Source organism: Pseudomonas edaphica (genome assembly GCF_965277385.1).
Taxonomy (GTDB): Bacteria; Pseudomonadota; Gammaproteobacteria; order Pseudomonadales; family Pseudomonadaceae; genus Aquipseudomonas; species Aquipseudomonas edaphica.
On the sequence record NZ_OZ255725.1, the window covers coordinates 2,767,409 to 2,787,006 of the forward strand.

Annotated in this window: 12 protein-coding genes; 2 read left to right on the forward strand and 10 right to left on the reverse strand. The window is 61.4% G+C overall.

Annotated elements, in window-relative coordinates; genetic code table 11:
• Window positions 1–18: 18 nt before the first annotated feature.
• From gltB to pilM, 8 genes are all read right to left on the reverse strand, one after another.
• Window positions 19–4,464 carry a glutamate synthase large subunit gene (gene gltB / locus ACQY47_RS12570; RefSeq protein ID WP_099548050.1) on the reverse strand — a complete coding sequence of 1,482 codons (4,446 nt, stop codon included), beginning with the start codon at window positions 4,462–4,464 and terminating at the stop codon, window positions 19–21.
• 354 nt (window positions 4,465–4,818) lie between these two features.
• Complete coding sequence (locus tag ACQY47_RS12575; RefSeq protein ID WP_138450213.1) at window positions 4,819–6,387, reverse strand: AAA family ATPase; 1,569 nt, start codon at window positions 6,385–6,387, stop codon at window positions 4,819–4,821.
• Window positions 6,388–6,397: 10 nt separating this feature from the next.
• Entirely contained in the window at window positions 6,398–7,498 is a 1,101-nt protein-coding gene (aroB, locus tag ACQY47_RS12580) for a 3-dehydroquinate synthase (protein ID WP_017138566.1), read from the reverse strand.
• A gap of 123 nt (window positions 7,499–7,621) precedes the next feature.
• Window positions 7,622–8,140: a shikimate kinase AroK gene (gene aroK / locus ACQY47_RS12585; protein ID WP_017138567.1), complete on the reverse strand. Its 519-nt coding sequence runs from the start codon at window positions 8,138–8,140 to the stop codon at window positions 7,622–7,624.
• Between the two features lie 4 nt (window positions 8,141–8,144).
• Window positions 8,145–9,473, reverse strand: a complete 1,329-nt coding sequence (locus ACQY47_RS12590; RefSeq protein WP_017138568.1) for a type IV pilus secretin PilQ — start codon at window positions 9,471–9,473, stop codon at window positions 8,145–8,147.
• Window positions 9,474–9,542: 69 nt separating this feature from the next.
• Window positions 9,543–10,544 (reverse strand): pilus assembly protein PilP, encoded by a 1,002-nt coding sequence (locus tag ACQY47_RS12595; protein WP_428557191.1) that lies wholly within the window; start codon window positions 10,542–10,544, stop codon window positions 9,543–9,545.
• Entirely contained in the window at window positions 10,541–11,092 is a 552-nt protein-coding gene (locus tag ACQY47_RS12600) for a PilN domain-containing protein (protein WP_017138570.1), read from the reverse strand. The genes ACQY47_RS12595 and ACQY47_RS12600 overlap by 4 nt, the downstream gene beginning before the upstream one ends.
• Entirely contained in the window at window positions 11,089–11,745 is a 657-nt protein-coding gene (gene pilM / locus ACQY47_RS12605) for a type IV pilus biogenesis protein PilM (protein ID WP_138450206.1), read from the reverse strand. Before pilM ends, ACQY47_RS12600 begins: the two co-directional genes overlap by 4 nt.
• 219 nt (window positions 11,746–11,964) lie before the next feature.
• Here pilM and ACQY47_RS12610 point away from each other — a divergent pair, with 219 nt between their 5' ends.
• Complete coding sequence (locus tag ACQY47_RS12610; protein WP_407073963.1) at window positions 11,965–14,427, forward strand: penicillin-binding protein 1A; 2,463 nt, start codon at window positions 11,965–11,967, stop codon at window positions 14,425–14,427.
• 742 nt (window positions 14,428–15,169) lie between these two features.
• Here the strand turns inward: ACQY47_RS12610 and ACQY47_RS12615 are convergent.
• Both ACQY47_RS12615 and rpmE read right to left on the reverse strand, forming a co-directional pair.
• On the reverse strand, window positions 15,170–16,438 hold the full coding sequence (locus tag ACQY47_RS12615) for a malic enzyme-like NAD(P)-binding protein (protein WP_099548044.1): 1,269 nt from the start codon (window positions 16,436–16,438) through the stop codon (window positions 15,170–15,172).
• 288 nt (window positions 16,439–16,726) lie between these two features.
• Entirely contained in the window at window positions 16,727–16,954 is a 228-nt protein-coding gene (rpmE, locus tag ACQY47_RS12620; RefSeq protein ID WP_017138574.1) for a 50S ribosomal protein L31, read from the reverse strand.
• A 342-nt stretch (window positions 16,955–17,296) separates the two neighbouring features.
• On the opposite strand from rpmE, the gene ACQY47_RS12625 reads away from it, so the two are divergent.
• Window positions 17,297–19,516, forward strand: a complete 2,220-nt coding sequence (locus ACQY47_RS12625) for a primosomal protein N' (protein WP_138452622.1) — start codon at window positions 17,297–17,299, stop codon at window positions 19,514–19,516.
• The last annotated feature ends 82 nt before the right edge of the window (window positions 19,517–19,598 follow it).

Sequence of the window (19,598 nt, forward strand, 5' to 3'; positions counted from 1 at the left end):
AAACTCTTCAGGCGCATATCACTGCGGGTTGGCACGGATGCTGGAAAGCAACGATTTCAGGTTGGCAGCCTTGGGCTTGACCAGCCAGAAACGACGCAGGTAATCATCGAGGTTTTCGGCGAGGTTACGGCCCCATTCGCTGCCGGTCTCCTCGACGTACTCGTCCAGCACGTGCTGCAAGTGGTTCCGGTAGGACTCCATGGCTTCGCCGCTGATCCGCTGGATCTCGACCAACTCGTGGTTGACCTTGTCGACGAAGGTGTTGTCCTGGTCAAGCACGTAGGCGAAACCGCCGGTCATGCCCGAGCCGAAGTTGTAACCGGTCTTGCCCAGTACCGCGACAAAGCCACCGGTCATGTACTCGCAGCAGTGATCGCCAGTGCCTTCCACCACGGTGTGGGCACCGGAGTTACGCACGGCGAAACGCTCACCGGCAGTACCGGCAGCGAACAGCTTGCCACCGGTGGCACCGTACAAGCAGGTGTTGCCGATGATGGCACTGTCCTGAGTCTTGTAGATGCTGCCTTTAGGCGGAACGATCACCAGCTTGCCGCCGGTCATGCCCTTGCCCACGTAGTCGTTGGCGTCACCTTCGAGGTACATGTGCAGGCCGCCGGCGTTCCATACGCCAAAGCTCTGGCCGGCTGTGCCGTTGAAGCGGAAGGTGATCGGCGCTTTCGCCATGCCTTGGTTGCCGTGCTTGCGCGCGATTTCGCCGGAGATGCGTGCGCCGATCGAGCGGTCGCAGTTGCAGATATCCAGGGCAAAGTCGCCACCGCTGGCGTCATTGATCGAGGAACTGGCCATTTCGACCATCTTCTCGGCCAGCAGGCCCTTGTCGAACGGCGGGTTGCGGTCCACCTGGCAGAATTGTGGCTTGTCTGCCGGGATGTGATCGCTGCCCAACAGCGGCGTCAGGTCCAAGTGCTGTTGCTTGGCGGTCTGGCCTTCGAGGATGTCGAGCAGGTCGGTACGGCCGATCAGCTCTTCCAGCGAACGCACGCCCAGCTTGGCCAGCCACTCACGGGTTTCTTCGGCGACGTAGGTGAAGAAGTTCACCACCATGTCGACGGTGCCGATGTAGTGATCCTTGCGCAGCTTCTCGTTCTGAGTGGCGACGCCGGTGGCGCAGTTGTTCAGGTGGCAGATGCGCAGGTATTTGCAGCCCAGGGCGATCATTGGCGCAGTACCGAAGCCGAAGCTTTCGGCGCCGAGGATCGCGGCCTTGATCACGTCGAGGCCGGTTTTCAGGCCGCCATCGGTCTGCACCCGCACCTTGCCGCGCAGGTCGTTGCCGCGCAGGGTCTGGTGGGTTTCAGCCAGGCCGAGCTCCCACGGTGCGCCAGCGTACTTGATGGAAGTCAGCGGCGAAGCGCCGGTGCCGCCGTCATAGCCGGAGATGGTGATCAGGTCGGCATAGGCCTTGGCCACACCAGCGGCGATGGTGCCGACGCCGGCTTCTGCTACCAGTTTCACCGAAACCAGCGCCTGCGGGTTGACTTGTTTCAAGTCGAAAATCAGCTGCGACAAGTCTTCAATCGAATAGATGTCGTGGTGCGGCGGCGGCGAAATCAGGGTGACGCCCGGCACTGCGTAACGCAGCTTGGCGATCAGACCGTTGACCTTGCCGCCTGGCAGCTGGCCGCCTTCGCCGGGCTTGGCGCCCTGGGCGACTTTGATCTGCAGCACTTCGGCGTTAACCAGGTATTCCGGCGTTACACCGAAACGACCCGTCGCCACTTGCTTGATTTTCGAGCTCTTGATGGTGCCGTAGCGCGCCGGGTCTTCGCCGCCTTCGCCGGAGTTGGAACGCGCACCCAGGCGGTTCATGGCTTCGGCCAGGGCTTCGTGGGCCTCAGGCGACAAGGCGCCCAAAGAGATACCGGCGGAGTCGAAGCGCTTGAGGATCGATTCCAATGGCTCGATTTCACTGATGGCCAGCGGCGTGTCCAGGGTTTTCACCTTGAACAGGTCACGGATCATCGACACCGGGCGGTTATCCACCAGCGCGGTGTATTCCTTGAACTTGGCGTAGTCGCCCTGCTGCACGGCGGCTTGCAGGGTGTTGACCACATCCGGGTTGTACGCGTGGTATTCGCCACCGTGTACGAACTTGAGCAGGCCGCCTTGCTGGATCGGCTTGCGCGCGCTCCAGGCTTCGGCTGCCAGGGCTTTCTGTTCGGCTTCGATGTCGACGAAACGCGCGCCCTTGATGCGGCTTGGCACGCCACGGAAGCTCAACTCGCAAACTTCTTCGGACAGGCCGATGGCTTCGAACAGCTGTGCGCCACGGTACGAGGTGACGGTGGAGATGCCCATCTTCGACAGGATCTTCAACAAGCCCTTGGTGATGCCCTTACGGTAGTTCTTGAACACCTCATAGAGGTCGCCCAGCACTTCTCCGGTACGGATCAAATCACCCAGCACTTCGTAGGCCAGGAACGGGTAAACCGCCGAGGCGCCGAAACCGATCAGCACTGCGAAGTGATGCGGGTCGCGGGCAGTAGCCGTTTCCACGAGGATGTTGGAGTCGCAACGCAGGCCTTTTTCGGTCAGGCGGTGGTGCACCGCGCCGGTGGCCAAGGAGGCGTGGATCGGCAGCTTGCCTGGCGCGATGTGACGGTCGGTCAGCACGATCTGGGTACGACCGGCGCGCACAGCCTCTTCGGCCTGATCGGCGACGTTGCGCACAGCGGCTTCAAGGCCGAGGCTCTCGTCGTAGTTCAGGTCGATGATCTGACGGTCGAAACCTGGACGCTCCAGGGTCATCAACGAGCGCCATTTGGCCGGGGAAATGACCGGCGAGCTGAGGATCACACGGGAGGCGTGCTCAGGCGATTCCTGGAAGATGTTGCGCTCGGCACCGAGGCACACTTCCAGCGACATCACGATGGCTTCACGCAGCGGGTCGATCGGCGGGTTGGTCACCTGGGCGAACTGCTGGCGGAAATAGTCATACGGCGTGCGCACGCGCTGGGACAGCACGGCCATTGGCGTGTCATCGCCCATGGAGCCGACCGCCTCATAGCCTTGCTCACCGAGCGGGCGCAGCACTTGGTCGCGCTCTTCGAACGTGACCTGGTACATCTTCATGTACTGCTTGAGCTGGTCGACGTCGTAGAAAGCCGAACCGTGGTCGTTGTCTTCCATGGTCGCCTGGATGCGCAGGGCGTTCTTGCGCAGCCATTGCTTGTACGGGTGACGCGACTTCAAGCGGTTGTCGATGGCGTCGGTGTCGAGGATCTGCCCGGTTTCGGTGTCCACGGCCAGGATCTGGCCCGGGCCTACACGGCCTTTGGCGATCACGTCTTCAGGCTTGTAGTCCCACACGCCGATTTCCGACGCCAGGGTGATAAAACCGTTGGTGGTAGTCACCCAACGCGCCGGGCGCAGGCCGTTACGGTCGAGCAGGCACACCGCGTAGCGGCCGTCGGTCATCACCACGCCGGCCGGGCCGTCCCACGGCTCCATGTGCATCGAGTTGTACTCGTAGAATGCACGCAGGTCCGGGTCCATGGTCTCGACGTTCTGCCACGCAGGCGGAATGATCATGCGCACGCCACGGAACAGGTCAATGCCGCCGGTGACCATCAGTTCGAGCATGTTGTCCATGCTGGAGGAGTCGGAACCCACGCGGTTAACCAGCGGGCCGAGCTCTTCGAGGTCCATCAAATCGTTGGCGAACTTGGTGCGACGGGCCACGGCCCAGTTGCGGTTGCCGGTGATGGTGTTGATCTCGCCGTTGTGGGCGAGAAAGCGGAATGGCTGAGCCAGCGGCCATTTCGGCAGGGTGTTGGTGGAGAAGCGCTGGTGGAACACGCAGATTGCGGTTTGCAGGCGCTCGTCGCTCAGGTCTGGATAGAAGGCGGTCAAATCCGCCGGCATCATCAGGCCTTTATAAATGATGGTCTTGTGCGAAAAGCTGCAGATGTAGTGGTCGGTGTCGGCGGCGTTGGACACCGACGAACGACGACGCGAGGTAAACAGCTTGATCGCCATGTCCTGATCGCTGAGGCCATCGCCTGCGATGAACACTTGTTCGATCTGCGGCAGGCGCTCCAGGGCCAGGCGGCCGAGCACGCTGGTGTCGATCGGCACCTTGCGCCAGCCCACCAGTTGCAGGCCGGCAGCCAGGATCTCGCGGTTCATGTTCTCGCGAGCGGCTTCGGCTTTTACCGGGTCCTGGTTGAAAAACACCATGCCCACGGCGTACTGCTTGGGCAGGTCGACAGCAAATTGCTCTTTTGCGACAGCGCGCAGGAACTGGTCGGGCTTTTGAATCAGCAAGCCGCAACCGTCACCGGTCTTGCCGTCGGCGTTGATCCCACCGCGGTGGGTCATGCAGGTCAGGGCCTCGATGGCCGTTTGCAAAAGGGTATGACTGGGCTCGCCCTGCATGTGGGCTATCAGGCCGAAACCGCAGTTATCCTTGAATTCATCGGGTTGGTACAGACCTGCTTTCATAGACACTTTCTCACCAGGCTGCCTCTTATATCGAGGCAAATTTCTTTTCAATTCAACCGGTTACCTTCCACGCCGAACGTACGCCGGCTTAGCGGGGGCAAAAGGGAGGTCATTGTACACACCGACACGAACGCTCACAAATTTAGCGACGAAATGTCGCAAATCTATGTCGCATTTATGAAAGGTTTAAAGCGATATGCTGTGCTAGTCAAAACTTTTTTAATTCTGACCGCTACGACTCAAAAGCTACTGTGACGCAGACACCGCAAGGCGCGCGGCCTTGAGGGCAGCACGCACTTGCGGTTTTAATTTTGAGGTGCCGGGAGAGGCGGCCTGGGTAAGGCCGCCGAATCTTCAGCGAGTTGTTGCGAGTTCTTGTTGAACGCTGGCAACAGTGCGAGGCCAAGGTTTACCAGCCTGAACCTTCGCTGGCAAGGCTTTGATAGCGGAATCAGCTGCTGCACGGCTTGGGAAGCTGCCGTAGGTGATCACGTAGAGAGGCTTGCCGTTGAGCACTTTCTTGAAATAACGGTACTGGCCGCCCTGCTCTTTCACAAACGCCTGGGCGTTGGCTTCGGAGCTGGTGCCCAGGATCTGCACGACGAAATTACCGGTTGGCTGGCTGGTGTACCAGCTGCTGCCGGCGGCGGCAGGCGCAGCGGCCTTGGCAACAGCGGCAGGTTTTTCAGCAGGCTTGGCGGCCGGTGCCGGCTTGGCCACTGGCGCAGGCGCGACAGGCTTGGCAACCGGGGCAGGCTTGGCAGTGGCAACGGTCGGCGCTGGCGTCGGCTTGGCAACTGGAGCGGCTGCCGGGCCAGCCGGAACGCCGGCAGGCGGTGCGGTGGTGGTTACGGTTGGCGGCGTGGCGCTGGAGCCTTCCACCGGCACACCGTCGTCACCTTCGGAGATACCACCGGCGGCTTCAGCGAGCGGGCCGCGCATGACTGGCTGGCCGACCATCGGCAGGTTGGTCGGTTGGCCGGAGTTGGCGAATTCGACATTTGGCGTGGGCTTGCCCAGTGGCAACTGCGCCTGTTCGGTTGGCGCGCCGGCGGTGGCGGGTGCCTTGCTGCGACCCGGGATCAACCAGGCAGCAGCGACAGCGACCACGACCACGGCAGAAATCGCCAATACGTGCTTCTTAGGCATAGTAAACCCCATCTTTGGACGCTTAACCGCAGAGCGGCTGGCAATCATGGCTTCGATCAAGGCATCGCGGGCAACCTGGTTGATGGTGCCAGGCCAGCCGCCTGCGCTTTCGTGAATATCAGAGATCTGATTTGCCGTGAAAAGTTCGATACCGGCACCGGCGCCTTCGAGGCGTTGAGCCAGGTATTCGCGGGTTTCTTCCTCTTCGTACGGCTGCAATTCGATGACGTGAAACAGCTCCTGCTCACCGCTGATCTGCTCCAGATCGGCGATCAAGGACGACTCACCAAACAGGAACACATGCGGGCGCCCTTCCGGCGTACCCGCCGCCAGCGCCAGCAGCGCTTCCAGGGCGGATTCGTCGAGCTGCTCGGCATCGTCCACCAGCAAGTAGACTTCCTGGCCGGTGAGGCCCAACTGCACAACCTGCTTGAGGATCGCGTTCGGCTCGGCATTGGCAACGTTCAGCGCCTGGGCAACCTGGCGCAGTACGCCGGCTGCATCACCGGCACCACGGGCCGATACCACCACGCTCTGTACCGATTGCTTGTTGGTGCTGGCGACCAGCGCCTGGCGCAGCAGGGTCTTGCCACTGCCCAACGGGCCGGTCACAACCAGCAACAGTTGGCTGTAGCGCGCCAGGTGGTGCAACTGACCGAGCACCGGCTTGCGCTGGGCAGGGAAAAATTTGAAGCCAGGCACCCGTGGAGCAAAAGGGTCGTGGCTTAACTGGTAGTGGCCGAGGAACGCCTCGTCGGCATGCAAACTAGTCATCGGGATCTTATTAACCTTTAAGCTGGGCCAGGGCGCGGTAATCCGCTCCCAGCGTGGCCTGTAAAATCTCTTTCGGATAATCGTCGGTCACTACCGCTTCACCCATGTGGCGCAGCAGCACCAGTCGCAGGCGACCGTCGATCACTTTCTTGTCGATTGCCATATGTTCGAGGAAATCCGCCTCGGTCATCTCTTCCGGCGGAATAACCGGCAAGCCGGCGCGCTGGAACAGATGGATGCCGCGATCACGCTCCTGGGCGCTGATCCAGCCCAGGCGTTGCGACATTTCCAGTGCCATTACTGTGCCAGCCGCCACGGCTTCCCCGTGCAACCACACACCATAGCCCATGTGCGTTTCGATCGCATGGCCGAAGGTGTGGCCCAGGTTCAGGGTGGCGCGCACACCGGACTCCCGTTCGTCGGCATTCACCACCAGCGCCTTGGCGGCGCATGAACGGGAAATCGCTTCGGTCAGTGCCACCTGGTCCAGGGCACGCAGGGCGTCCATGTGTTCTTCGAGCCAGGTCAGGAACGGCTCGTCACAAATCAGCCCGTACTTGATGACCTCCGCCAGACCGGCCGACAGCTCGCGCGGCGGCAAGGTGTTGAGGGTCGCGGTGTCGATCAGCACGGCTTGTGGTTGGTAGAACGCACCCACCATGTTCTTGCCCAGCGGGTGGTTGATGCCGGTCTTGCCGCCCACCGACGAATCGACCTGGGACAACAAGGTGGTCGGCACCTGGATAAAGTCCACGCCGCGCTGGTAGCACGCTGCGGCAAAGCCGGCCATGTCGCCGATCACGCCGCCGCCCAGGGCGACCACCGTGGTACGTCGGTCATGCCGTGCAGTCAGCAGGCCGTCAAAGATCAGTTGCAGGGTTTCCCAGTTCTTGTGAGCCTCGCCATCGGGCAGGATCACCGAAATCACCGAGTAGGCCGCAAGGCTGCGGCTCAGACGCTCAAGATACAGCGGCGCGACCGTTTCATTGGAGATGATCGCCACTTGCCGACCGGCAATATGCGGTGCGAGCAACTCGGGCAGGTCCAACAAACCTTCGCCAATATGGATTGGGTAGCTGCGCTCGCCTAGATCGACCTTAAGTGTCTGCATGTGTCCCCGCGTGAAGAAATAAGTACGATCGGCAACGCTCGGATTTTCGTCGCCTGATGGCTCTGCGCCATACTCCGGAGGAGGATGGCGCGCCGCCGAGAATAGCGCATTTCGGGCCTGGCTTTAACGGGGTGGCAACTGCTGCAAACGCTCAAGAATGTCGAGGACCACCATTCGAGGCGGCCGCTCATCGGTTTCGACCACCAGATCGGCGATTTCCCGATACAGCGGATCGCGCAGCGTGAGCAGGTCCCGCAAGGTTTTTGCCGGGTCTGCGGTACGCAGCAATGGGCGGTTGCGATCGCGCGCGGTACGCCCCACCTGCTGCTCGACCGATGCATGCAAATAAACCACGCGACCACCGGCATGCAGAGCCCGGCGGTTTTCATCGCGCATCACTGCACCGCCGCCGGTGGCCAATACCACGCCATCGCAGCCGCACAGCTCGGCAATCATCGCCTGCTCGCGGTCGCGAAAGCCCAGTTCGCCTTCCTTATCGAAGATCCATGGGATATTGGCACCCGTGCGCAATTCAATTTCCTTGTCGGAATCTTTGAACGGCAGGCGCAGCTCTTTGGCCAGCAAACGGCCGATGGTGCTTTTTCCAGCCCCCATCGGTCCTACAAGAATCAAATTTCGCACAGAATCAACGACTCACAGCAATCGCCTGGTTATTCATAATACGCGGAGTCAGGAATACCAGCAGCTCGGATTTTTTCTCCGCCAGCACATCGCGCCGGAAAAGGCGGCCAAGATACGGTACATCGCCCAAAAATGGCACTTTATCTACCACTTTGCTTTGCGTATTGGAGAAAACCCCGCCAATGACGATGGTCTCGCCATCCTTGACCCGCACCTTGGCGTTGACTTCGTTTTTCTTGATCGGCGGTACGTCGTTGAGCTTGTTCAGGTAGTCCGGCTCATCCTTGGTGACCTTGACCTCCATGATCACCCAGCCATCCGGGGTGATTTGCGGGGTCACCTCCAACGACAGTGAGGCCTCCTTGAACGACACCGAGGTGGCGCCACGCGAGCTGGATTCCTGGTAAGGGATCTCGGTGCCCTTGAGGATGCGCGCAGTTTCCTTGTCGGAAGTGACCACCTTGGGCTGTGAGACGATTTCGCCGTTGCCGGTTTTTTCCATGGCCGTCAGTTCCAGGTCGAGCAACAGGTTGTCGGTAATAAAAGCGATGCCCAAGCCAGACGTACCGGCCAGCGAGCCCATATCGACAAACGGCGAGCTGGGCGGATTCTCCGGTGGCTCCGCACCCTCGGCCAACGGTTTGCTGATACCGCCCGCGCCCCAGTTGCCGCGATTGAGCCGCCCGCCCCAGCGCACGCCCAGGCTTTTGTCGTAATCGACATTAGCCTCGACAATCCGCGCCTCGATCATCACTTGGCGTACCGGTACATCCAGCTGCGCCACGATGCGCCGCAGCTCGTCAATTTGCTCGCGGGTCTGGTAGGCGATGATGTTATTGGTGCGATCATCCACCGCCACCGAGCCGCGCTCATCGGTAAAACCGTCAACGCCTGTCACCGACTGGAACAACTTGGCCAGGTCCGCCGCCTTGGCGTAATTGACCTGCAACAGCTCGCGCCGCAAGGGCGCCAGCTCTTCCATCTGCTTGCGCGACTCCAGCGCCAGCAGCTCGCGGGCCGCCAATTCTTCGGCGGGTGCCACCAGCAAAACGCCGGCCTTCACGCGCTTATCCAAGCCTTTGGTTTGCAGCACCAGATCCAGCGCCTGGTCCCAGGGCACATCCTTGAGCCGCAAAGTGATCGAGCCTTGCACTTCATCACTGGCCACCAGATTAAGCCCGGCCACATCCGCAATTTGCTGCAACACGGCGCGCAATTCGATGTTCTGGAAGTTGAGGGTCAGCGTGTCGCCGTTGTAGGCGCCACTGGGAACCACGCTGCCAGGAGGCGGCAGCTGGATCAGATCGACGCGATTGGGCACAGCAAATGCCATCGGTGCCGTGAACGCTATCCATAGCGCCACACCGAAGGACGAGAAAGTCCTTTTCATTGTTTGATTCCGTTATGAGTTGACGTTTAAAACCAGGGTTCGCGAACGCGCAAGCCATGCGCCCTGTTCGTCCGGGAACAGTTCGACCAGTTCGATGTGGCCGGAATGAATGGCCGTGACCCGGCCATGGTTAGGCCCCAGGTAGTCGCCGACCGCCAGCCGGTGCACGCCAGAAGATGTGCGCAGCAGGGCGAAGGTTTGCAGGCCATGGGGCAGTTCTTCGACCGACACCGCATTGATTGAAAGCGTGCCGACCATTTCGAACTGGTCGACGGCCAGGCCTTCCAGCGTGCCGCGCTTGCGCGCCAGGTCCGGCGCAAGAGCGGGTTGGCCCGGCATGTGGTCGACCTGCGCCGCAGGCGGCTGGAACGGGTCACGCAGGGTTGCCCCGTCGTAGACAAAACGCGCGCCCTGCTCGGCTACCGGTTCAGGCTGGCCAGGCGCACCCATGCCACGATAAGTCTTGGCCAGCAAATCAAGGCGCAACAACGCCCCTTCAGACCGAAGCACCACATCATGCACAGTGACGATCCGCGGCAAACCACCCAGGGCACTCACGAAGCTCGCCAGGTCGTGGTAGGCGCCAAACACACCGACTTGTACCGGTTCCTCGATGTAGAACGGCTGCGCCTGTTCACCCAGCACCGTGACACCTTCGACCACCAAACCGTTGGCCGCCGCCAGCCGCGCGATGTCTTCGAGCAAGCCCGGCATGTCGGATTCGCCGGGCAGCTGCCGTAACAGCCCGGCAACCTGCGCCTGGGCTCCCCGGGCCTGATGGGCGCGCGCCTCAAGATCGGCGGCCAGGCCGGTCTTTTGCGTAAGTTGCTGTTGCAACATCAGCGTCTGCGCTTGCAACCCTTGCAACTGTTCACGTGCCGGAGCCAGCAGCCATCCATCGCCCACCACCCACACCAATCCCCCCAGCGCGCAGCCGAGCAGAAGCTTGGCCGGTAGGGGCCATTTGGCAGCGTTGTGAGAAAGCGTGGAAAAGTCGAGCCTGGGCAGGCTCAAGGCTGGGCCTCGGTGGATTCCCCTTGACGCACCATCAACTGGAATTCGTTGCCTCCGCCTTGGCCTTGCGCACGCACGTGCTGCAGTCGGGTTGCGTGGGCACCTTCAGAGGCCTCGAGGCGGCGCATCAGTTGAGCGATATCCTGGCTGGACTCGGCACTGCCACTGACACTCACCGTATTGCCCTTGGCAACCACCTCATGCAGGTGCACCCCATCGGGCACGGCACGGGCGAGTTGGTCCAATAGCTGGGCGCCGGCCGAGCGAGATTCGTGCAGGTCCTGTACGACCTTCATTCGCGCGGCCAATTGCTGGCTCTGCTCCTGCAAGTCATCGATGGTCTTGAGGCGCGAGTCCTGGATGGCGACGTCTTTGTTGAGGTGGCTGTTGCGTGTCACTTGCCGGTCGATCGCCTGATCGATGACCTGGTTCGCCAGCCACACCGCCGCGAGTGCCACACCGGCGAACCCCAGCAGAAATATCAGGAAGTATTTGCGCCGCCGTTCTGCCTGCGCCTGGCGCCAGGGCAAAAGATTGATTCGTGTCATCCAGCGAAACTCCTCAGGGCCAGCCCGCAAGCAATTCCCATCCCGTGGGCATCCACGGCCCATTGTGCGCCATCGACTCGATGGCCCGGCATGAAGCTGGCGAAATCCTGACGGCAAGCGCGCTCCAATGCAAACCCTTCGACATCCACCACCCTCGCAACCAGCCCGGCCAGGGCCAAAACAGCTGCGCGGGCCTCGACCTGCTCCTTCAGGCACGCAGCCAGGACCACCTCGACCCGCGCCGAGTCCTTAGCTAAAGGGCCGCGCACCTGAAAATCGATGGCGACGTCATCCAGTGGGTAAGGGATGTACTGGTCGGCTTCCATCTGGATCATCCAGGCCATCTCTTCGTCACTGAGCCCCGCCTCCATGTCGATCACCCGCGTGATGACCGATGGCCCCGATACCGCCACTGCCGCCTGCCGGACGGACGAGTGCAACCGGGACAATGCCTGCTGCAGTGCCTGCCCCACCCCTTCAAGGTCCAACAACGTGCCATCGACGACCGCATTGGCGGGCAGCCCCTGCGCGACGTATGCCTTGACGCTGTAGGCGCCGGCGGTGTGGTCCAGTTCAATCAGCTTGATTCCGGTGTCATTGATGTCGACGCCCAGCAGGGTGTCGGCTTTGCGCCTGAAAAATCCCTTTCTCATAAAACTCCCTAAAACTTTGCCTGTCATACCGCCTGATTGCCGCTGGGAATCGTGCATTCGGTCGACTTGTTTGGCCGCCACGAATGACGCCCCAGGCCGAAAATGCTTTAATGCCCAGCGTTTTTTCCCGCTTTTTCCTGCTGCTCGGGTCGATCCATCGTTTGCCATGCATGCCCCGACGCGTAACTCATTCTTTTCTCTGGAAATCCAAAAGCCTTGATTCGTCTGCTGAAGTTTTTCGGGTACTCCATTGTCGCGATCGTCTGCGGGCTGCTGCTCGTACTCAGCGGGGCCTACCTCTACCTTAGTCCGGGTTTGCCCTCAGTAGAGGCACTCAGAAGTATCCAGTTGCAGATTCCTTTGCGGGTCTACAGCAGCGATGAAAAACTGATCGCGGAGTTCGGCGAAATGCGCCGCACACCGATCCGTTTCGCCGACATTCCACCCAATTTCATCAACGCCCTGCTCTCGGCTGAAGACGATAATTTCGCCAACCACTACGGCGTCGACCCAGGCAGCCTGGTGCGCGCAGCCACCCAGCTGGTAAAAAGCGGACACATTCAATCCGGCGGCAGCACCATCACCATGCAGGTGGCGAAGAACTTTTTCCTCACCAGCGAGCGCAGTTTTTCGCGCAAGGCCACCGAAATTCTGTTGGCGCTGCAGATCGAACGTCAGCTGACCAAGGACGAAATCCTTGAGCTGTACGTCAACAAGATCTACCTGGGCAATCGCGCCTACGGGATCGAAGCCGCTTCGCAGGTGTACTACGGCAAGTCGATTCGTGATGCCAGCCTGGCGCAGATGGCAATGATCGCCGGCCTGCCCAAGGCGCCGTCGCGCTTCAACCCGCTGGCCAACCCGGCGCGCAGCAAGGAGCGTCGCGACTGGATCCTGGGGCGCATGTACAAGCTGGGCAAAATCGACCAGGCCGCCTATGAGAGCGCCGTGGCCGAGCCGCTGAACGCCAGCTACCACGTGCCGACTCCGGAAGTAAATGCGCCGTATATCGCTGAAATGGCACGTGCCGAGATGGTCGGCCGTTATGGCAGCGAGGCCTACACCGAAGGCTTCCGCGTGACCACGACCATTCCAAGCAACCTGCAGGAAATCGCCAATAACTCAGTACGCGACGGTTTGGTGACCTACGACCAGCGCCATGGCTACCGTGGCCCCGAATCGCGCCTGCCGGGCAAGACCCTGAGCGCCTGGACCACCGAGCTGGGTAAACAGCGCCCGATCAGTGGCCTGGAGCCAGCCATCGTCACCCAGGTGAAGAAGGATGGCGTGCAAGTGCTCACCCGCAGCGGCGAAGGCCATGTGTCGTGGGACAGCATGAAATGGGCACGCCCGTTCCTGAACACCAACAGCATGGGCCCGATGCCCAAGCAGCCGTCGGACGTGGCGCAGGTCGGTGACTTGATCCGCGTGCAACGCCAGAAAGACGACAGCCTTAAATTCAGCCAAGTGCCTGTGGCCCAAGGCGCACTGGTGTCCCTGGACCCGCAGAACGGTGCAATCCGTGCGCTGGTCGGCGGCTTTGCCTTCGAGCAGAGCAACTACAACCGCGCCACCCAGGCCAAGCGCCAGCCGGGCTCGAGCTTCAAGCCGTTCGTCTACAGCGCCGCGCTGGATAACGGCTACACCGCCGCCAGCCTGGTCAACGACGCACCGATCGTGTTTGTCGACGAGTACCTGGACAAGGTCTGGCGCCCGAAGAACGACACCAACACCTTCCTCGGCCCAATCCGCATCCGCGAGGCGCTGTACAAGTCGCGTAACCTGGTATCGATCCGCCTGCTGCAGGCGATGGGCGTGGGCAAGACCATCGACTACATGACGCGTTTCGGTTTCGCCAAGTCGGACCTGCCACCGAACCTGTCCCTGGCGCTGGGCACCGCGACCCTCACGCCGATGGAAATTGCTACCGGCTGGAGCACCTTTGCCAACGGCGGCTACAAGATCACGCCGTACCTGATCGACAAGATCGAAAGCCGCAATGGCGACACGCTGTTCACCGCCAACCCGCCACGCGTGCCGGGCGACGTGGTAAACGGTGTGGCTGCACCCGATGGCATTGCAGCACCGAACAACGGCGGCATCACCATTGAGCCGACGCCAGGCGCAGCACCGGCCGCCAATGCCGCCGTGCCCGCCGAGCCACAGGCACCAGCAGTGGCCGAGCGTGTGGTGGATGGTCGTACCACCTACATCCTCAACAGCATTCTGGAAGACGTGATCAAGAAAGGCACCGGCCGCCGCGCCCTGGCCTTGGGTCGCGCGGATATCGCCGGCAAGACCGGTACCACCAACGAGTCCAAGGATGCCTGGTTCTCCGGCTACAACGCCGACTACGTGACCACTGTGTGGACCGGCTACGACCAACCGGAAAGCCTGGGCCGCCGCGAGTTTGGCGGCACCGTCGCGCTGCCGATCTGGATGAGTTACATGGGCGCAGCCTTGAAAGACAAGCCGCTGCATACCCAGGCTGAGCCGGAAGGCATCCTCAGCCTGCGGATCGACCCGGTCAGTGGCCGCGCGGCATCACCCAGCACGCCGAATGCGTACTTCGAGCTGTTCAAGAGCGAAGACACACCGCCGTCGGTCAACGAGCTGGGCAACGGCGTTGCACCGGGCAGCCCGCTGCCGGCGGATGAGGCGGCGCCGATCGATCTCTTCTAATGTGACACAGCTCCACTGTGGGAGCTGGCTTGCCTGCGATGGCGGTGGATCAGCCACTGATTCACCCCCTGATACACCGCCATCGCGGGCAAGCCCGGCTCCCACAGGGTTTACCTGGCGCCTGAAGACCGTATTCATCAGCCACAAAAAAAGCCCCGACTCGCAAGAGCCGGGGCTTTTTGTTGGTGCGCTACAACGGCTTAGCCGTTGAACACATCATCCACGCTTTACACCGGGCAGCCCGCTGCCGGCGGATTAGGCGGCGCCGATCGATTTGTTCTGATGAGATCAATGGCCGACCCAGCTCCACTGTGGGAGCTGGCTTGCCTGCGATGGCCATAGGCATCTACACAACTTTTGAAGGCCGCCACTTTCTCCTGTGGCGAGCAGGCTTGTCCTGCGTTGGGCCGCGAAGCGGCCCCAAACCCTGACACTGAGTACTTTCAGGAAAATTGCAGTGCCTTTACTGGGGCCGCTTCGCAGCCCAACGCCGGCGGTGCGACGATTCGACAAGCCTGCTCGCCACAACAGCCCACCTGCCACAGACTTCGTGCTAACCGGCTGTGTAACCTATGCTGCGATGGCGGTGTATCAGCCACTGATTCATCCCCTGATACACCGCCATCGCGGGCAAGCCCGGCTCCCACAGGGTTTAACTGGCGCCGGAAGATCGCATTCAGCCAGCTACAAAAAAGCCCCGACTCGCAAGAGCCGGGGCTTTTTGTTGGTGCGCTACAACGGCTTAGCCGTTGAACACATCATCCACGCTTTTCAGCGGGTAGTGCTTCGGATACGGCAGGGTAGCCACACCGGTCTCGATCGCGGCTTTGGCCACGGCATCCGAGATCAGGGTGATCAGGCGCTTATCCATTGGTTTCGGGATGATGTACTCACGACCGAATGCCAGTGGGGCACCACCGTAGGCATCGCACACGTCCTGAGGTACCGGCAGCTTGGCCAGTTCACGCAGGGCGTTGGCGGCAGCCACTTTCATCTCTTCGTTGATGCGCTTGGCGCGAACGTCCAGGGCACCACGGAAGATGAACGGGAAGCCCAGCACGTTGTTGACCTGGTTCGGGTAGTCCGAACGGCCGGTGGCCATGATCACGTCGTTGCGAGTGGCGTGGGCCAGCTCAGGCGAGATCTCCGGGTCCGGGTTGGAGCAGGCGAACACGATCGGGTTGGCCGCCATGGACTTCAGGCCTTCGGCGCTCAGCAGGTTCGGGCCGGACAGGCCAACGAACACGTCGGCACCGTCGAGGGCGTCAGCCAGGGTGCGCTTGTCGGTAGCGTGGGCAAACATCGCCTTGTACTGGTTCAGGTCGGTACGCTCGGACTGAACAACGCCCTTGCTGTCGACCATGAAGATGTTTTCCAGCTTGGCGCCCATGCTCACCAGCAACTTCATGCAGGAGATGGCCGCAGCACCAGCGCCCAGGCAGACGATCTGGGCGTCAGCCAGGGTTTTGCCAGCGATTTCCAGGGCGTTGATCATGCCGGCCGCAGTAACGATCGCGGTGCCGTGCTGGTCATCGTGGAATACCGGAATGTCGCACTGTTCGATCAGGGCCTTTTCGATCTCGAAGCACTCAGGTGCCTTGATGTCTTCCAGGTTGATGCCACCGAAAGTGATGGAGATGCGCTTTACAGTGTCGATGAAAGCTTGCGGGCTTTCGGAATCGACTTCGATGTCGAAAACGTCGATGCCGGCAAAGCGCTTGAACAGCACGCCCTTACCTTCCATGACTGGCTTGGAAGCCAATGGGCCGAGGTTGCCCAGGCCGAGAATCGCGGTGCCATCGGAAATCACTGCAACCAGGTTGCCTTTGCCGGTGTACTTGTACGCCAGTTCAGGGTCGCGGGCGATTTCACGTACGGGCTCGGCAACGCCAGGGCTGTAGGCCAGCGACAAGTCGCGGGCAGTGGCAGTGGCTTTGGTGAGCTCTACACTCAGCTTTCCTGGACGAGGATGGGCGTGATATTCGAGAGCGGCAGTTTTCAAATCAGACATATCGGCATTCCGCTTTTACTGTTGGTCGACGGACCGCCGAGGATACGCGTGTGAGAAAGTCCCCACAAGACTGGTCAGTCACTGCCGTCAAGGGCCGCGCACTACGACTTTCGGCCAAGAGCCACGGGATACAAGGGCTTAACTGTTCACAATTGCGATAAAAAATGTCTACAATTATTTTATTAAAATCGCTTTGAGTGCAGCACGGTCAAATCGCAGGCACAAAAAAGGCGCCCACAAGGGGCGCCTTTTTCAACAGCTTGCAAAAACCCTGGGGGCTTTTGAGCCTTACTCTGCAGCAGCAGGCTTCTTGCCGAAAGCACCAAAGCGATCTGCGAAGCGCTGTACACGGCCGCCGGTGTCCAGAGTTTTCTGCTTACCGGTGTAGAACGGGTGGCACTCGTTGCATACGTCAGTACCCAGTGGCTTGCACAGGTTCGAACGCGTTTCGAACTTGTTGCCGCAGCTGCAGGTTACTTCGATAGTTTCGTACGCTGGATGGATATCGGCTTTCATGGTGACTTCCTCGGGCTAGCGTGCCGCCACTCGACACTATTGTCGAATACCGCACGTAATTAGGCCGCGGATTCTACCAGACCTTTTTAAACGCGCAAGCGGCGCCTCCCGTGCTTTGCCTACATAAAAGCCCCTTTCATCAGAAAAACCCAACACACCACCGCCCATCTGCAAGGACGCACTTTTTTGTGGCGAGCAGGCTTGCCCTGCGCTGGGCAAGCCTGCTGCTCGCCACAACAAGCCCGGCACCCACAGAAGTGCCGCAAGACAGGACACCCCCACCGCAGGTCTGCTAGGCTCCCGCCCCTGCGCCACTGCCTGCCTTTATATGAGACTCCCCGCGTGCCCGACGCCATTTTGCGCCTAGCCCTGCCCTCGCCCCTGCGCCGCCTGTTCGACTACCGAGCCCCGGCCGGCGTGTTGCGGGCGCAGTTGCAGCCGGGCATGCGCGTGCGCGTGCCGTTTGGCCGTCGCGAGATGATCGGCATCCTGATCGAGGTGGCCGACCACAGCGAAGTCCCCGCCGAAAAGCTCAAGCCGGCCCTGGCCATCCTCGACGCTACACCGCCGCTGCCGCCCGCGCTGTTTAAGTTATGCCTGTGGACCGCACAGTATTACCAGCACAGCCTCGGCGATACCCTGAGCTGGGCACTGCCGGTGCTGCTGCGCCAGGGCGAACTGGCTGAAGCACGCCAGGAGCGTTTCTGGTCGATGGTGCCCGGCGCGCGCCTGGATGACCCACGCATCGCCCGCGCGCCACGCCAACGCGAAGCCCTCGCGACCCTGGCCCAACACCCCCATGGCGTAGCCCACCAGTTGTTAAGCAAACTGATGCTGAGCAAAGACAGCCTCGACTTGCTGCTGGCAAAGGGCTTGGTGCAGGTGGAAATCCGCAAGCACGCGCCGGACCCGCGCCATGACCACTGGCTGGCTCAACCGGAGTTGCCGCTGAACCCCGAGCAACGCGCCGCCTATGAAGCCATTCGCGCCGGTTTCGACAGCTTCCATGCCTTCCTGCTCGCCGGCGTCACCGGCAGCGGCAAGACCGAAGTGTATTTGCAACTGATCCGCGAAACCCTGCAAGCCGGCAAGCAGGCACTGGTGTTGATCCCGGAGATCAACCTCGGCCCGCAAACCCTGGCGCGTTTCGAGCAACGTTTTAACGCGCGCATCGCGCTGGTGCATTCGGCGGTCAACGACCGCGAGCGCCTGGAAGCCTGGCTGGCGGCGCGGGACGGCGAGGCCGACATTATTATCGGCACCCGCTCGGCACTGTTCACGCCGATGAAAAACCCCGGGCTGATCATCATCGACGAGGAGCACGACGGCTCCTATAAACAGCAGGAAGGCCTGCGCTACCACGCCCGCGACCTGGCGCTGGTACGCGCGCGCCAGGAAGACATCCCGATTGTGCTCGGCTCGGCTACACCGTCCCTGGAAAGCCTGCACAACGCCTACACCGGCCGTTATGGCCTGCTGCGTCTCAACGAGCGCGCAGGCGGCGCCAAGCAACCACGGTTTCTGCGCCTGGATGTAAAAAGCCGCCCACTGGACAGCGGCATTTCCGGGCCGATGCAGCAAGCCATCGGCCAAACCCTCGCCGCCGGCCAGCAAGTCCTGGTGTTTCTTAACCGTAGGGGCTTTGCGCCGACGCTGCTGTGCCACGACTGCGGCTGGATGTCCGAGTGCGAACGCTGCGATGCGCGCATGACCGTACACCAGCGCCACGGCGAGCTGCGCTGCCACCACTGCGGCCATGTGGAGCGCGTGCCGCGCCACTGCCCACAATGCGGCAAAGTGGATTTGCGCCCCGTGGGTGCGGGCACCGAGCGTGCCGAGGAGCGCCTGGGCATTCTGTTTCCGGATTACCCGGTGCTGCGCGTCGACCGCGACAGCACCTCGCGCAAAGACGCGATGAACCAGCTGTTCGCGACCATTCAGAAAGGCCAGCCGTGCATCCTGATCGGCACACAGATGCTCGCCAAAGGGCACCACTTCCCACGGGTAACGCTGGTGTCGATCCTGGACGCCGACGGTGGTTTGTTCTCCGGCGACTTCCGCGCCAGCGAACGCATGGCGCAACTGATCGTGCAGGTGGCAGGCCGTGCCGGGCGCGCCGAAGAGCCGGGCAAGGTGATTATCCAGACGCATCTGGCCGACCACCCCTTGCTGATTCAACTGACAGAACAGGGCTACTTCGCTTTCGCCGAACAGGCCCTGAGCGAACGCCGCTCCGCCGGCCTGCCGCCGTTTGCACACCTGGCACTGTTGCGCGCCGAAGCGCACAAGCCAGGGCAGGCCGAAAATTTTCTCGACGAGGCATGCAGCGCCGCCGAACGTTTGCTCGGTGAGTTGAGTCTGGCCGGCATCGAATTGCTCGGCCCAGTCCCCGCGCCGATGGAGCGGCGCGCCGGGCGATATCGCGCTCAGCTACTCTTGCAGGCAACGTCCCGTGCACCGCTGCATCGACTATTAAATAGCTGGATGCTTGCCCTGGAGCAAATGCCCAGCGCCCGCCAAGTGCGATGGTCGTTGGATGTGGATCCGGTAGACCTGTATTGATTGCGAAATCGCTATCGCAGGCAAGCCAGCTCCCACATTTTGAAATATGAACCCCTTTAAATGTGGGAGCGGGCTTGCCCGC

What these genes read in the sequence shown, in the direction of transcription:
- ACQY47_RS12590 (WP_017138568.1), bottom strand. Translation starts at nt 9,473, where the DNA reads ATGGCATTTGCTGTGCCCAATCGCGTCGATCTGATCCAGCTGCCGCCT.
- ACQY47_RS12615 (WP_099548044.1), bottom strand. Translation starts at nt 16,438, where the DNA reads ATGTCTGATTTGAAAACTGCCGCTCTCGAATATCACGCCCATCCTCGT.
- aroB (WP_017138566.1), bottom strand. Translation starts at nt 7,498, where the DNA reads ATGCAGACACTTAAGGTCGATCTAGGCGAGCGCAGCTACCCAATCCAT.
- pilM (WP_138450206.1), bottom strand. Translation starts at nt 11,745, where the DNA reads ATGAGAAAGGGATTTTTCAGGCGCAAAGCCGACACCCTGCTGGGCGTC.
- ACQY47_RS12575 (WP_138450213.1), bottom strand. Translation starts at nt 6,387, where the DNA reads ATGACTAGTTTGCATGCCGACGAGGCGTTCCTCGGCCACTACCAGTTA.
- ACQY47_RS12600 (WP_017138570.1), bottom strand. Translation starts at nt 11,092, where the DNA reads ATGACACGAATCAATCTTTTGCCCTGGCGCCAGGCGCAGGCAGAACGG.
- rpmE (WP_017138574.1), bottom strand. Translation starts at nt 16,954, where the DNA reads ATGAAAGCCGATATCCATCCAGCGTACGAAACTATCGAAGTAACCTGC.
- gltB (WP_099548050.1), bottom strand. Translation starts at nt 4,464, where the DNA reads ATGAAAGCAGGTCTGTACCAACCCGATGAATTCAAGGATAACTGCGGT.